Origin of the sequence: Christiangramia gaetbulicola (genome assembly GCF_003054225.1) — a bacterium.
Lineage (GTDB): Bacteria > Bacteroidota > Bacteroidia > Flavobacteriales > Flavobacteriaceae > Christiangramia > Christiangramia gaetbulicola.
Genome location: NZ_QBKQ01000002.1, coordinates 143101 through 156041, shown reverse-complemented (window position 1 = coordinate 156041; position 12941 = coordinate 143101). Strand labels below are relative to the sequence as shown.

The 12941-nt window shown below is 38.5% G+C and carries 13 protein-coding genes; 1 reads left to right on the top strand and 12 read right to left on the bottom strand.

All coding sequences use genetic code 11. The annotated features are described in order from the left end of the window. Position 1: 1 nt before the first annotated feature. Positions 2-853, top strand: a complete 852-nt coding sequence (locus tag C8P64_RS07330; protein WP_108171433.1) for a pirin family protein — start codon at positions 2-4, stop codon at positions 851-853. A gap of 43 nt (positions 854-896) precedes the next feature. Here the strand turns inward: C8P64_RS07330 and C8P64_RS07325 are convergent, their stop codons facing one another. The 12 genes from C8P64_RS07325 to fabG all read right to left on the bottom strand — a co-directional run bounded on the left by C8P64_RS07325 (position 897) and on the right by fabG (position 12830). Then, complete coding sequence (locus C8P64_RS07325; RefSeq protein ID WP_108171432.1) at positions 897-1412, bottom strand: ester cyclase; 516 nt, start codon at positions 1410-1412, stop codon at positions 897-899. Positions 1413-1516: 104 nt separating this feature from the next. Beyond that, positions 1517-2137 carry a bifunctional phosphoribosyl-AMP cyclohydrolase/phosphoribosyl-ATP diphosphatase HisIE gene (gene hisIE, locus C8P64_RS07320; RefSeq protein ID WP_108171431.1) on the bottom strand — a complete coding sequence of 207 codons (621 nt, stop codon included), beginning with the start codon at positions 2135-2137 and terminating at the stop codon, positions 1517-1519. A 161-nt stretch (positions 2138-2298) separates the two neighbouring features. Continuing rightward, a complete protein-coding gene (gene hisF, locus C8P64_RS07315) occupies positions 2299-3054 on the bottom strand; it encodes an imidazole glycerol phosphate synthase subunit HisF (RefSeq protein ID WP_108171430.1) in 756 nt (251 codons plus the stop codon). Positions 3055-3155: 101 nt separating this feature from the next. After that, positions 3156-3881 (bottom strand): 1-(5-phosphoribosyl)-5-[(5-phosphoribosylamino)methylideneamino]imidazole-4-carboxamide isomerase, encoded by a 726-nt coding sequence (gene hisA / locus C8P64_RS07310; protein WP_108171429.1) that lies wholly within the window; start codon positions 3879-3881, stop codon positions 3156-3158. Positions 3882-3986: 105 nt separating this feature from the next. Continuing rightward, positions 3987-4580: an imidazole glycerol phosphate synthase subunit HisH gene (hisH, locus tag C8P64_RS07305; protein ID WP_108171428.1), complete on the bottom strand. Its 594-nt coding sequence runs from the start codon at positions 4578-4580 to the stop codon at positions 3987-3989. After that, positions 4580-5719, bottom strand: a complete 1140-nt coding sequence (gene hisB / locus C8P64_RS07300; RefSeq protein ID WP_108171427.1) for a bifunctional histidinol-phosphatase/imidazoleglycerol-phosphate dehydratase HisB — start codon at positions 5717-5719, stop codon at positions 4580-4582. The genes hisH and hisB overlap by 1 nt, the downstream gene beginning before the upstream one ends. Beyond that, positions 5712-6764 (bottom strand): histidinol-phosphate transaminase, encoded by a 1053-nt coding sequence (hisC, locus tag C8P64_RS07295; RefSeq protein WP_108171426.1) that lies wholly within the window; start codon positions 6762-6764, stop codon positions 5712-5714. The genes hisB and hisC overlap by 8 nt, the downstream gene beginning before the upstream one ends. A 1-nt stretch (position 6765) precedes the next feature. Next, positions 6766-8049, bottom strand: coding sequence for a histidinol dehydrogenase (gene hisD, locus C8P64_RS07290; RefSeq protein ID WP_108171425.1), 1284 nt, complete (start codon positions 8047-8049; stop codon positions 6766-6768). Positions 8050-8070: 21 nt separating this feature from the next. After that, positions 8071-8934 carry an ATP phosphoribosyltransferase gene (hisG, locus tag C8P64_RS07285; RefSeq protein WP_108171424.1) on the bottom strand — a complete coding sequence of 288 codons (864 nt, stop codon included), beginning with the start codon at positions 8932-8934 and terminating at the stop codon, positions 8071-8073. Positions 8935-9148: 214 nt separating this feature from the next. Further along, entirely contained in the window at positions 9149-9964 is an 816-nt protein-coding gene (locus tag C8P64_RS07280) for a prohibitin family protein (RefSeq protein WP_108171423.1), read from the bottom strand. Positions 9965-9979: 15 nt separating this feature from the next. Beyond that, positions 9980-12013 (bottom strand): hypothetical protein, encoded by a 2034-nt coding sequence (locus C8P64_RS07275; RefSeq protein ID WP_108171422.1) that lies wholly within the window; start codon positions 12011-12013, stop codon positions 9980-9982. A 70-nt stretch (positions 12014-12083) separates the two neighbouring features. Continuing rightward, the gene (fabG, locus tag C8P64_RS07270; protein ID WP_108171421.1) at positions 12084-12830 is read right to left on the bottom strand and encodes a 3-oxoacyl-[acyl-carrier-protein] reductase; all 747 of its coding nucleotides are present in this window, start codon (positions 12828-12830) and stop codon (positions 12084-12086) included. Positions 12831-12941 lie beyond the last annotated feature (111 nt).

Here is a 12941-nt window from a genome sequence, read left to right as displayed (position 1 = left end):
TATGAGGAATATTAAAAAACTTCATAAAGCTGAATATAGGCCTATGGGAGATCTTAAGACCTGGTCTCCCCTACCCACCCGTACCCTACAAATGATAGATCCTTTTATATTTCTGAATCATCATGGTCCGCAGGTGTATCCTCCAAATAACAACGGACTTCCCTTTGGACCGCATCCGCACCGTGGAATGGAAACGGTCACTTTTATCCTTGATGGCGATATTGCTCATAAGGATAGTGATGGACATTACAGTGTAATAGAGAGCGGTGGGGTGCAATGGATGACTGCTGGGCGTGGACTTTTACATTCTGAGATATCATCAGATGAATTTAAAGAAGAAGGAGGTCCTCTAGAGATCCTGCAATTATGGGTTAATCTACCAAAGAGGTTGAAAATGATGCAACCTCATTACCGCGGACTTCAGGAAGACCAGATATCGATCTGGAAGAATGAGGAAGAAACTATTAAAGCTCAGGTAGTATCGGGAAACTTTAAAGGTATAAGAGGCGCTTTTGACACTCCAACCTCGGTTAACCTGTCCCTGGTACATTTTGACAAGGATTCCAAAATTCAGCTGGAGATCCCAAAATCTGATAATATTTTCTTTTATGTTATTAAGGGTGAACTGGAGGTGAACGAGATCAATGTTCCGGAATTACACCTTGCAGAATTTTCCAAGAATGATGAAAAGCTGAATATCATAACTAAAGAAAAAAGTATTCTTTTACTAGGGCATGCTGAGCCTTTTGAAGAGAAAGTGGTATTTGGCGGACCATTCGTTATGAATTCAGAAGAAGAGATACAGCAGGCATATGAGGATTACAGATCTGGTAAAATGGGAAGCTGGGAATAATAGATGATGATATTTTAAATATCCAGAAAAGCTTTTAATAAGTCTATAATCCCTTTACCTGGCGATTGTACTCTTCCTCATCGAAACTTCCATTAGAGACCTTTATCAGATTATTATCGTTAAAGGTCCATCGTTCCAATCCGCTAAAGTTTACTTTATTTCCAGTTCCTTCAGGTCCCGAATTTGTTCCTTTAAAATTCCAGTAATAGAAGGTCTCATTTGGTTTCATCACCAGGCTATCCATAGTTAGTTCCATGTCTGGAAAAGCCTCCATAAATCCTCTTGTAAATTCTGTAATCTCTTGTCTGCCCTCAAGAGGATCGCCACTATTGACGATCAATGCACCATTTTCTGCATAAAATAAGGCTACATTTTCCGGTTTCTGACTGTTCCAGGCGCGGGTATAATCCTTACCAAATTCAATTAAACTCTGCTCTTCAGCCGTTCTAACAGGAATATTATTCTGAAAAGAATCTGGTTTATCTGGTTTATCTGATTTCTCTTTACAACTTAAACCCAAGAAAACTAAAGCGATAAAAAGGAAGAATTTACATTTCATATTTCCAGATTTATTGAGTTTAAAACATATTGAATCAGATAATTTTCTCTGTTAAAGATAGTCATTCAATAAAAACGAAAATATGATCGGCTTTACAAACCGGATTAATGCCTTTCCTCTAAAACCTTAACAATATCCTTTAAACCAAATCCTTTGGCTTTCAGAAGGATCAAATAGTGAAAAAGCAGGTCAGCACTCTCATTTAAAAAGAGATCATCATTATCATCCTTTGCTTCAATCACAGTTTCTACAGCCTCCTCACCCACTTTCTGAGCGATCTTATTGATGCCTTTATCAAAAAGTGAGGTAACATAACTGTTCTCATTTTCCTTACGCAATTCAGGCTCTGTTTCACTTAATTTCTGGCGATTGGTAATAATACCTTCCAGTTTTGAAAGAAAACCATATTCAACAGTATTTTCTTCAGCCCAGCAGGTATCAGTTCCTTTATGACAAACAGGACCTTCTGGATCTACTTCCACCAGAAGTGTATCATTATCACAATCCAGCTTGATATTTACCAGGTTTAGAAAATTACCGCTTTCCTCACCCTTCGTCCATAAACGCTGTTTGGTCCTGCTGTAAAAAGTAACTTTTTTGGTCTCATTGGTCTTGAGAAAAGCTTCCTCGTTCATATATCCCAGCATTAAAACCTTTCTGGTCTTTGTATCCTGGATTATTGCCGGGACTAAACCATCACTATTCTTATTGAAATCTATATTCATAATTTTTAATTCTTATTCGAAAAGCTATTTTTAATTGCGTCATGCTGTCCCGAAGCTTCGGGAGTTTCAGCATCTGTTGAATTCATATATCATTCTGAGACCCTGAAACAAGTTCAGGGTGACGACTTAAAAGATTATTCTTATTTATTAATGATCCTTTTTCATACTCTCATTGGAATCCCTGCGGACTTCAATTCTTTCTTTAACTGAAGGATCTCTATTTCTTTAAAATGGAAAACACTTGCCGCCAGGGCTGCATCAGCCTTTCCCTTCTGAAATGTATCCTGAAAATGCTGAATGTTTCCTGCTCCTCCGGAAGCAATAATAGGAATATTCAGTTCTTCAGACAATCTGGCCAATGCTTCATTCGCAAACCCATTTTTGGTTCCATCATGATCCATCGAAGTAAAGAGGATCTCTCCTGCTCCACGCTGCTCAACTTCTTTAGCCCATTCAAAAAGGTCAAGGTTGGTAGGAACTTTTCCCCCTACGAGGTGAACTTTCCATTTTCCATCGATATTCTTTGCGTCTATCGCCACCACCACACACTGACTCCCAAATTTATCAGATAGCTGATTTATAAGATCAGGGTTTTTAACAGCGGAAGAATTTATAGAAACCTTATCGGCTCCATTCTTAAGCAGGATATCTACATCTTCTACAGAAGAAATTCCACCCCCAACGGTAAATGGAATATTGAGTTGCTCAGCGACATCCAGCACAAGCTTGGCCAGGGTCTTTCGTTTTTCTTCTGTTGCCGAAATATCAAGGAAAACTAGTTCGTCCGCTCCTTTCTCGGCATAAGCAGCAGCAAGTTCCACGGGATCTCCCGCATCTCTCAGGTCAACAAAATTGACTCCTTTGACTGTCCTTCCATTTTTGATATCAAGACAGGGTATAATTCGTTTCGTTAGCATCTTTTTAGATGTTAGATTATAGTTTATCTAATCTTTATGATACGTCAAGCTGAACTTGTTTCAGCTTCTCTGAGCCCCTGAACCAAGTTCAGGGTGACGATTTATTTATTCAAAATATAATTTTCCAGTTGTTTCAAACTAATCCTGTTCTCATAGATCGCTTTCCCAATGATCACACCTTCACAACCTAATTCTGCCAGTTTTGGTAATTCATCAAATTCTGAGATTCCTCCGGATGCGATAAGATTGATATTTTTAGTCTCAGACAAGATCTCTTCATAAAGATCAAATGACGGACCTTCCAACATTCCATCTTTAGAAATATCTGTGCAGATAACATATTTAACCCCTTTCTCTTCGTAATTCTGAATAAAAGGAATGATTTCCTTATCTGAATCTTCCAGCCAGCCGGAAACTGCTATCTTTCTATTCTTTGCATCCGCTCCAAGAATGATCTTATCACTGCCGAATTTTTGAAGCCAGTTCTGAAATATTTCAGGATCTTTTACAGCAACACTTCCGCCGGTTATCTGGTTAGCACCACTTTCGAAAGCGATCTCAAGATCTTTATCAGATTTCAATCCACCTCCAAAATCAACTTTAAGATCGGTTTTTGAAGCGATCTGTTCCAGGATCTTATGATTCACTATATGTTTAGACTTTGCGCCATCCAGGTCTACCAGGTGTAAATACTCAATTCCATGGTCCTGGAATGATTTTGCCACCTCCAGGGGATTCTCATTGTAAATTTTCTTGGTATTGTAATCACCTTTGGAAAGCCTTACACATTTACCTTCGATGATATCTATTGCCGGTATTATTCGCATTTGTAGAATTGAGGTTTTAGTATTGAGAATTGAGTTTTATATTCAATCCTGTTATTAAATTTTCAAACTTCGTCGATCGTATTTCGTACTTCAGACTTCGTATTTCTAACTTCCTAAATCTAATTTCAAGAAATTCTTTAGTATCTGCTCGCCTGTTTTGCTGCTTTTTTCAGGGTGAAACTGCACTCCGTAGAAATTATCACGATGTAAAGCCGTGGAATAGTTCACTCCATACTCAGTTCTGGCAATTTCATCTGCACATTCTGGAACGTAATAGCTATGCACAAGGTAAACGTATTCACCATTTTCAACATGATCAAAAAGATGTGAATCAAGATTTGTGATCTGGTTCCATCCTATTTGCGGAACTTTTACCGAATTTTCAAAACGTTTTACATCAGCATCGAAGATACCCAGCCCAGTCGTGTCCCCTTCCTCGGAATAATTACACATTAACTGCATTCCAAGACAGATACCCAGAACAGGTTGTTTTAAAGTTGGTATTACTTTATCAAGGCCAGTTGAACGTAGCATTCTCATAGCACTTCCAGCTTCTCCCACACCCGGGAATATAACTTTATCGGCATTTCGGATTTCCTCAGCATTACTGCTAAGAACCGCCTCGTATCCAAGCCGCTTTATTGCGAATTTGATACTCTGGATATTCCCGGCTCCGTAATCTATAATTACTATTTTCATTAAAGCATTCCTTTTGTAGATGGTAAGATCATTTTTTCGGTGTCTCTTTTAACTGCCATTTTTATAGCTTTCGCAAAGGCTTTAAAAATAGCTTCTATCTTATGGTGCTCATTCTTACCTTCAGCTTTAATATTCAAATTTGCTTTAGCGCCATCGGTAAAGGATTTAAAGAAGTGATAGAACATTTCTGTAGGCATTTTTCCGATCATTTCCCTATTGAAATCTGCTTCCCAGACCAGCCAGTTCCTTCCGCCAAAATCAATGGCGACTTGTGAAAGACAATCATCCATAGGTAAACAGAATCCATATCGCTCGATGCCCAGCTTATTCCCTAGCGCTTTACTAAAAACTTCTCCTAAAGCGATCGCAGTATCCTCGATAGTGTGATGCTCATCTACCTCCAGATCGCCTTTTACAGCAATTTTAAGGTCCATCTGTCCATGACGAGCTAATTGATCAAGCATATGGTCAAAAAAGTCGATACCGGTGCTTATATCACTTTTTCCTGTTCCGTCGAGATTCAATTCAATTTTAATATCAGTTTCATTGGTTTTTCTCTCGATAGAGGCTGTTCTATCCTGTAGTTTCAGAAACTCATAGATATCTTTCCAGGAATCGGTTTTTAAAGCAATTCTATCCTCAACTTCAGATTTATCATTTTCCACTTCATCTGCACCAAGCCCTTCATGATTATCAATGAAAATTCCCTGACCACCAAAGTTCATAGCAAATTCAATATCTGTGAGCCGGTCGCCCACCATAAAAGAGTTCTTCAGGTCATAATCTGCGTTATCCATAAATTTTCTTTCCAGCAAACCGGTATTAGGTTTCCTGGTAGGAGCATTTTCTTTCGCAAAGGTCCTGTCTATCAAAACATCACTAAACTCAATGCCTTCATTCTTAAAAGTTTTGATAATGAAATTCTGAATTGGCCAGAAATCGCTTTCCGGAAAACTATCAGTTCCCAATCCGTCCTGATTGGTCACCATTACGATCTCATAATCCAGCTCTTTGGCGATCTTACCCAGGTAGGTAAAAACATCGGGATAAAACTCTAATTTATCCAGACTGTCGATTTGATAATCTTCAGGTTCATGGATCAATGTCCCGTCACGATCTACAAATAATACTTTATTCATTATCTAATTCTTTAAATACTTCAATTAGTTTTTTGTTTTCTTCTTTGGTCCCAATGGTTATCCTCAGGCAATTCTCACACAGTGGCTGGCTGCTTCTGTTCCTTAACACGATTCCTTTTGCAAGAAATTGATCGTAACGTTTATTCGCATCATCAACTTCCAGAAGCAGAAAATTAGCGTCTGACCGGTATATTTTAGAAACAAAATTAACCTCAAGTAATTGTTTAACTAATAGCATCCTTTCACTCTTAATATCAGCTACTTGGGATTTTATTTTGTCCAGATCGAATAAGGTTTCAAGAGACTCATTCTGAGTAAGTTGATTTACATTATAAGGAGGTTTGATCTTATTCAGAACAGAGATAATTTCTCCAGAAGCATATAGAACTCCCAGTCTGATCCCAGCCTTACCAAAAGCTTTGGAAAAAGTTTGAGTTACAATAAGATTAGGGAAATCTTCCAGCCTGTTTATCCAGCTATCTTTCTCCGAAAAATCTATATACGCCTCATCGATCACCACCAACCCATCAAATCTTTTTAGAATTGCTTCGATAATATTCTCTTCAAATGAATTCCCGGAAGGATTATTCGGTGAACATAGAAAAATGATCTTTGTCCTTGAACTTACCTGTTCAAAGATCGCAGTAACATCGGGTTCGAAATCATGATTTAAAAGAACCTCTCTGTTTTCAATATCATTGATATCGGCAAGCACTTTATACATGCCGTAGGTTGGCGGTAGTGAGATAATATTATCTCTTCCAGGCTCACAGAAAGCCCTGAAAATAAGATCAAGAACTTCATCACTCCCATTACCTAATAAGATATTGGACGGAGCGACATTCTTAATTTCAGAAAGCTTCTCCTTAACCTTAGCTTGTTGCGGATCTGGATATCGATTAAGCCCATTATCATTCGGATTCTCGTTAGCGTCCAGAAAGATCATTTCTGCGCCCTGAGTTTTAAACTCATCCCTGGCTGAAGAATATGGCTTCAAACCTGCAACGTTAGGTCGAACCAGCGTATTTAAATCGAAATTCCGCATTTTATTTAAGGTCTTTTAATCTTAGACTTACTGCATTCTTATGAGCCTGTAAACCTTCAGCTTCGGCAAGTAATTCTATGGATGGTCCAATTTCTTTAATGCCCTCTTCGGTGATCTTCTGAAAAGTAATGGTCTTCATAAAGCTATCTAGATTTACACCGCTATATTGCTTGGCGTAACCATTCGTGGGTAAGGTGTGATTTGTTCCGGAAGCATAATCACCGGCACTTTCAGGTGTATAATTTCCTATAAAAACAGAACCGGCATTCACAATTCCCTGCACAAAATAATCCTCATTTTCAGAACAGATTATAAAATGCTCAGGGCCATATTCATTGATAAGTTCCAAAGCTTCTTCTTTTGAGCTAACCAGGATCAATCTTGAATTCTCTATAGCTTTATCAGCTATCGCTTTTCTTGGCAGTTCCTGTACCTGAGCTTCGATCTCATCTGAAACTGCATTGATGAGCTTTTCTGAAGTTGAAACCATGATCACCTGGCTATCTATACCATGTTCTGCCTGACTTAAAAGATCTGAAGCAACATAAGCCGCGTTTGCCGAGTCATCTGCAAACACCAGTAATTCTGAAGGTCCTGCCGGCATGTCTATGGCTACCTGGTATTTTGTAGCTAGCTGCTTGGCCACGGTCACAAATTGATTTCCAGGACCAAATATCTTATATACCTGCGGAACATCCTCAGTTCCAAAAGTCATCGCGCCAATGGCCTGTATACCTCCTATTTTGAATATCTGAGTTACCCCACAAAGTTCAGCGGCATAAAGAATTGCCGGATTCACATTTCCGTTCTTATCTGGCGGTGTGCATAAAACGATCTCTTCACAGCCAGCAAGTCTTGCCGGAATAGCCAGCATTAATATCGAAGAGAACAAAGGAGCGGTTCCACCGGGAATATAAAGCCCAACCTTCTGGATCGCTTTCTTTTCCTGCCAGCATTTAACTCCGTTGGTAGTTTCAACACTGATCTTTTCTGTCTTTTGAGCAGCATGGAATTTTTCAATATTGGATTTCGCCAATTTTATAGCCGACTTTAATTCTTCTGAAATTTCCTTATCAGCATTTTGAACCTCGGCCTCTGAAACCTTCAGATCTTCTAATTTAATACCATCGAAGAGCTCGGTGTATTTAGCCACTGCAGCATTTCCTTTAACCCTAATCTCATCAAAGATCTGATTCACCGTTTGCTCAATATCGGCAACCGTTTGAGTAGGTCTTTTAAGGATCTCAGGCCAGTCTGCTTTTGACGGATTTAATATCTTATTCATAATCTTATTATTCAGCAGTTATTAAATTACCATTTTTTCAATTGGCGCTACCAGGATTCCTTCAGCTCCAAAATTTCTAAGTTCATCCAGAACTTCCCAGAAACGCTCTTCATTGATCACGGTGTGTACAGAACTCCAGCCTTCTTCCGCTAAAGGTAAAACCGTAGGGCTTCTCATTCCCGGTAATAATTTTATTACATCCTCCAGCTTCTCATTAGGAACGTTCATAAGAATGTATTTAGAAGTCCTTGCATTCAATACAGACTTCATTCTGAATTGCAGCTTCTCCAGGATCTTCTTTCTTTCTTCAGAAATTTCAGGTGAAATAGCTAATACTGCTTCACTCTTCAGCATAACTTCTACTTCTTTCAGGCCATTCTTAAATAATGTGCTTCCGCTGGAAACTATATCGCAAATAGCATCGGCAAGACCAATATTTGGAGCAATCTCTACAGATCCATTAATAATATGCAGATCGGCAGAAATTCCTTTCTCTTTTAAAAACTCATTTACCGTATTGGGATATGACGTCGCAATCTTTAGACCGTCCAGATCCTTAATGCTATTGTAATTGAAAGATTTTGGTACGGCCAGGGAAACGCGACATTTTGAAAAACCAAGCTTTTCTCCGCGAATTATATCCTGACCTTTTTCGATTAGAACATTTTCGCCAATGATAGCTACATCTACCACTCCATCTCTAAGATATTGCGGGATGTCCCCATTCCTAAGATACATTACTTCTAATGGGAAATTCCTTGAAGATGCTTTAAGCTGTTCCTTTCCGTTATCTATAGATATCCCGGCATCTTTTAAGATTCCTATGGAGTCTTCGAATAATCGACCCGATTTCTGAACTGCTATTCTTAACTTTTCTTTACTCATGATTTTGTTTGGTAGTATTAGAAATAAAAAAACCCGCTTGATTGCTCAAACGGGTTATGATATTTTAGTTAAAGTTACAACATATCATATTCACCTCGCCTGAGCGTGGAAAGAAAAATGATGGTGATGTACTGTATAGTTTCTCATTGTGAGTTCAAATCTAAATAAAATAATCAGAAATAAAACCTGAAAATTAATTTTTAAGATTTGTTTATTAGTTGTTACCTAAAATTATCGGCATTCCTTCATCTCCAGAACCAATAACGACCACTTTTGCGTTTGGTGATTTAGCCAGTTCTACGGTCGCCTGGATTCCTTTTTCTTTTAATACTTTATCGGTCAAAGACTCACTAAGAATACGGTTGGCAGTTGCCTTACCTTCAGCATCGATACGCTGACGTTCAGCTTCCTGTTCGGCCTTAGTTAATCTAAATTCGTATTCCAGGGATTCCTGCTCCTGTCTAAGTTTTCTTTCGATCGCCTCTTTAATAGTAGAAGGCAAAGAGACATCTCTAACCAAAACTTCATTCACCTGAACGTATTGTTCTTCCAGTAAAAGGTTTGTCTCGTCAAAGATCTCCTTTTGAATCGCTTCTCTTTTACTTGCGTAAAGCTGCTCCGGATTATAACGACCTACTACCGCTCTCGTTGCTGAACGAATTGCCGGCTGAAGCAGACGCTGAATATAAGCCTCTCCTTTCTCCTGATGTAGTTTTCCTAAAACTTCATATTCTGGTTGAAACCAAACTGAAGCATCTAAAGATATTTCTAATCCATTTGAGGAAAGAACAGTCATTTCTTCATCCAGAGACTGTTGACGAACCTCATAAACGAATACTTTGTTCCAGGGAGCTACAAAATGAAATCCTTCAGATAATGGCGGCTTATCTGTAACTACACCTCCACCAAAGGTTCGGTATAGAACTCCAGCCTCACCAGAATCGATAGTAACTGTACTTTTTGCAATAAAAATTATTAAAATGACGATACCAATGAATAATGGTATGCCAATCTTGGGTAATCTTTCCATAAATAAAAATTGAAATTAAATTAGTCCTAAATATTTTCGGTAAAACCATTCAGCGGCAAGAACAAGAATCAAAATAAACAGTAGGTAGTACCAGTCTATCAAAGGTACGGTTTTTTGTCGGCTTTTCTGAACGGGTTTGTACTTATCATCAGTAAGTAAAGTATTTACGAGATCTTCGACCATGTCTGGATGATAAAGTGTAGCCGAATTATTATTTGCAAAAGACTGCATTCCAGAAAGATTAGAGGAAACGAACTGCTGCTCGCTATTGTATTCGATCACCCCGAAAGTACCAGACCTGGCAATGCTTTTACCTTTTACGTTGATATCGTAGTTGTATTCTCCTGGTTCAAGATCTCCACCGTCAAACTGATAAAAGTTATTCTTAAGCACCAGGTCTGAAGTGAAATCCTCTTCAGTTTCCTTATTACTGATCGTCACCTTTAAATTAGCTCCAGAATCGAACTGGTAATTTTCATCAAAATATTGTGCAGAAATGATCACGTTCTGGTTGGCATAATAGAAATTGTCTGCATCTATTGTTAATCGCTGTCTGGATCTTTTGGAAGCCAAATTTTGAACCAGCTTCCCAATAAAATTATCGAATTCTTCAAAAGACCTGTTATCAAGAAATGATTTAGCACGCCAGCGCCAGATGTTCTCCCCAAACACAAAACCCGATTTCGGCATATCCTGGGTAACTCCCATTAAAGGCTCTCCGGTTTCCACCCCCTGCAACTCCTGAAATAACATGATATTAAATCTATTCTCATCTATCTGCAGCTGCCCAAACTTATCAACCAGTGGAGGGAAGTCGTTGAAACCAATATCCTCAAATTGGAATGAACTAAAAACAGGATTATAGACCGGGAAAATTTCCTGAGGCTGAGAAGTCGCATTTTTACTATATCCAAGGTCTAACGCATTTAGGTAATTCCAGTCGGTTTTAGAGCCTGTGATCATTAAATAATTTAAATCCTTTTCCAGGATTTCAGCGATTTCATTATTAAATTTCCTGTTTACCTGATATAATATAACCAGTTGATAATCTGATAATTTAAAATTTTTATCTGATAAATACTTAATATCAACAGATCGCTGCTGATTGCTCGCTATTGCTTTCTGTAAGGCTCCCAGGTCTGGGTGGGAAATGTCACTTAATATAAGAACAGAGGTACGCTCATCGATTACCTCAATGGCAAATTTCTGTTCATTGTTCACGACATTCTTTTCAGCTGAAAGTTTTTCAATCTCGACAGTATAAGTTTTAATGCCCAGGGAATTTACAGGTAGCTCAGTTCTTACCACGGCCGATTGTGAATCCTTCGAAAACTTCAGGCTTTGCTTATAAACCACTGTTTCACCAGACCTGATATTAAAATTTGCTTCAATTTCTTCGCTTCCGGAATAATTAAGAAAGACCTCCACTGGAAACCGGTTATTTAGAAAAGCATACCTGTTAACATTGATCCTTTCAATACTTAGGTCCTTATATCTTGTGGTATCTCCAATTATTACCGGGAAAATATCAGTTCCCGTCCCCTTTTTATAATATCTGAAATCCCTGCCCAGGCTCTGATTTCCATCAGACAATAGAATAACCACAGAATTCCTGTTTGAAAAAGTATCTTCGGTTTCAGTCAAAGCAGCATATATATCTGTTTGGGCTGCTGAAAAGTTCAATGAATCATTTAAGGCCACCCGATCCCCGAAATAAAGTCGGTTCACTTCAAAGTTACTATTGATCCTATCGTTGGCTGCTATGGATTCAGAAATATCGCGGATCCTGTCTCTTTCATTCAGATAGGAAATAGATTGGGAATTATCTGTGAGCAGGATCAATTCAGTCTTATCTATTTCGTAATCTACCGATGTGATCTTAGGATTGATCAATATTAAAAGCACCAGGAAAACCGCAAGCGCTCTCAAGGAAAAGAAGATATAATCTTTCCTGCTTCTATGAGGCTTTTTGTATAAGTACTGAAAAAAAGAAAACCCCAGCGCTGCAAAGAGTGCCAGGGTTATATATAAGATCGTACTTGTATCCATTGAAAATAGTTAGAATCGTGAAGTTAACAATTAAATGCAATATTTCACATTCTAACCAAAAAGACGGGATTTAGGTATGCATACCTCCGTCTACGTGTATCACCTGCCCGGTAACATAAGAACTAAGATCGCTACCAAGATAAACACAGGCATTGGCAATATCCTCAGGTTTTCCACCTCTCTTCAAAGGAATGGCATCTCTCCAGCCCTGAACAGTTTTTTCATCAAGCTTTTCGGTCATTTCAGTTTCAATAAAACCAGGAGCAATTACATTGGTACGAATATTACGTGAACCTAATTCCTGGGCCATAGATTTAGAAAAACCGATAATTCCTGCCTTTGAAGCCGCATAGTTAGCCTGACCGGCATTTCCGGTAACTCCAACTACAGAACTCATATTGATAATACTTCCGCTACGTTGCTTCAACATGGTACGTTGAACAGCTTTGGTCATATTGAAGATAGACTTTAGGTTAACTTCGATCACCTTATCGAAATCCTCTTCACTCATTCTCATAAGCAGATTATCCTTGGTGATACCGGCATTATTAACCACGATATCTATAGAACCAAAATCTTCAACCACATTGTCTACCAATTCCTGAGATTCCTTGAAACTTGCAGCATTAGACTGATATGCCTTAGCTTTTACGCCATGAGCCTCCAGTTCTTTCGCAAGCTCTTCAGCAGATTGAGATGATGAATTATAAGTGAAAGCGACATTAGCTCCATGTTGAGCAAATACCTGAGCGATCCCCTTTCCTATTCCACGGCTACCGCCTGTAATTATAGCATTTTTTCCTTCTAATAATTTCATATTAAATGATCTTGGTTAATTCTCTGTCCAAATATAACAAAAGCTATTTTGGATTGAATAGTTTTTCATTTGAAGATTAATCTGAACCCTGTTTGTGCCTTTCATTCGAAA

What these genes read in the sequence shown, in the direction of transcription:
- hisG (WP_108171424.1), bottom strand. Translation starts at nt 8,934, where the DNA reads ATGAGTAAAGAAAAGTTAAGAATAGCAGTTCAGAAATCGGGTCGATTA.
- hisD (WP_108171425.1), bottom strand. Translation starts at nt 8,049, where the DNA reads ATGAATAAGATATTAAATCCGTCAAAAGCAGACTGGCCTGAGATCCTT.
- hisA (WP_108171429.1), bottom strand. Translation starts at nt 3,881, where the DNA reads ATGCGAATAATACCGGCAATAGATATCATCGAAGGTAAATGTGTAAGG.
- fabG (WP_108171421.1), bottom strand. Translation starts at nt 12,830, where the DNA reads ATGAAATTATTAGAAGGAAAAAATGCTATAATTACAGGCGGTAGCCGT.
- C8P64_RS07280 (WP_108171423.1), bottom strand. Translation starts at nt 9,964, where the DNA reads ATGGAAAGATTACCCAAGATTGGCATACCATTATTCATTGGTATCGTC.
- hisF (WP_108171430.1), bottom strand. Translation starts at nt 3,054, where the DNA reads ATGCTAACGAAACGAATTATACCCTGTCTTGATATCAAAAATGGAAGG.
- hisIE (WP_108171431.1), bottom strand. Translation starts at nt 2,137, where the DNA reads ATGAATATAGATTTCAATAAGAATAGTGATGGTTTAGTCCCGGCAATA.
- C8P64_RS07325 (WP_108171432.1), bottom strand. Translation starts at nt 1,412, where the DNA reads ATGAAATGTAAATTCTTCCTTTTTATCGCTTTAGTTTTCTTGGGTTTA.
- C8P64_RS07275 (WP_108171422.1), bottom strand. Translation starts at nt 12,013, where the DNA reads ATGGATACAAGTACGATCTTATATATAACCCTGGCACTCTTTGCAGCG.
- hisH (WP_108171428.1), bottom strand. Translation starts at nt 4,580, where the DNA reads ATGAAAATAGTAATTATAGATTACGGAGCCGGGAATATCCAGAGTATC.
- hisC (WP_108171426.1), bottom strand. Translation starts at nt 6,764, where the DNA reads ATGCGGAATTTCGATTTAAATACGCTGGTTCGACCTAACGTTGCAGGT.
- hisB (WP_108171427.1), bottom strand. Translation starts at nt 5,719, where the DNA reads ATGAATAAAGTATTATTTGTAGATCGTGACGGGACATTGATCCATGAA.
- C8P64_RS07330 (WP_108171433.1), top strand. Translation starts at nt 2, where the DNA reads ATGAGGAATATTAAAAAACTTCATAAAGCTGAATATAGGCCTATGGGA.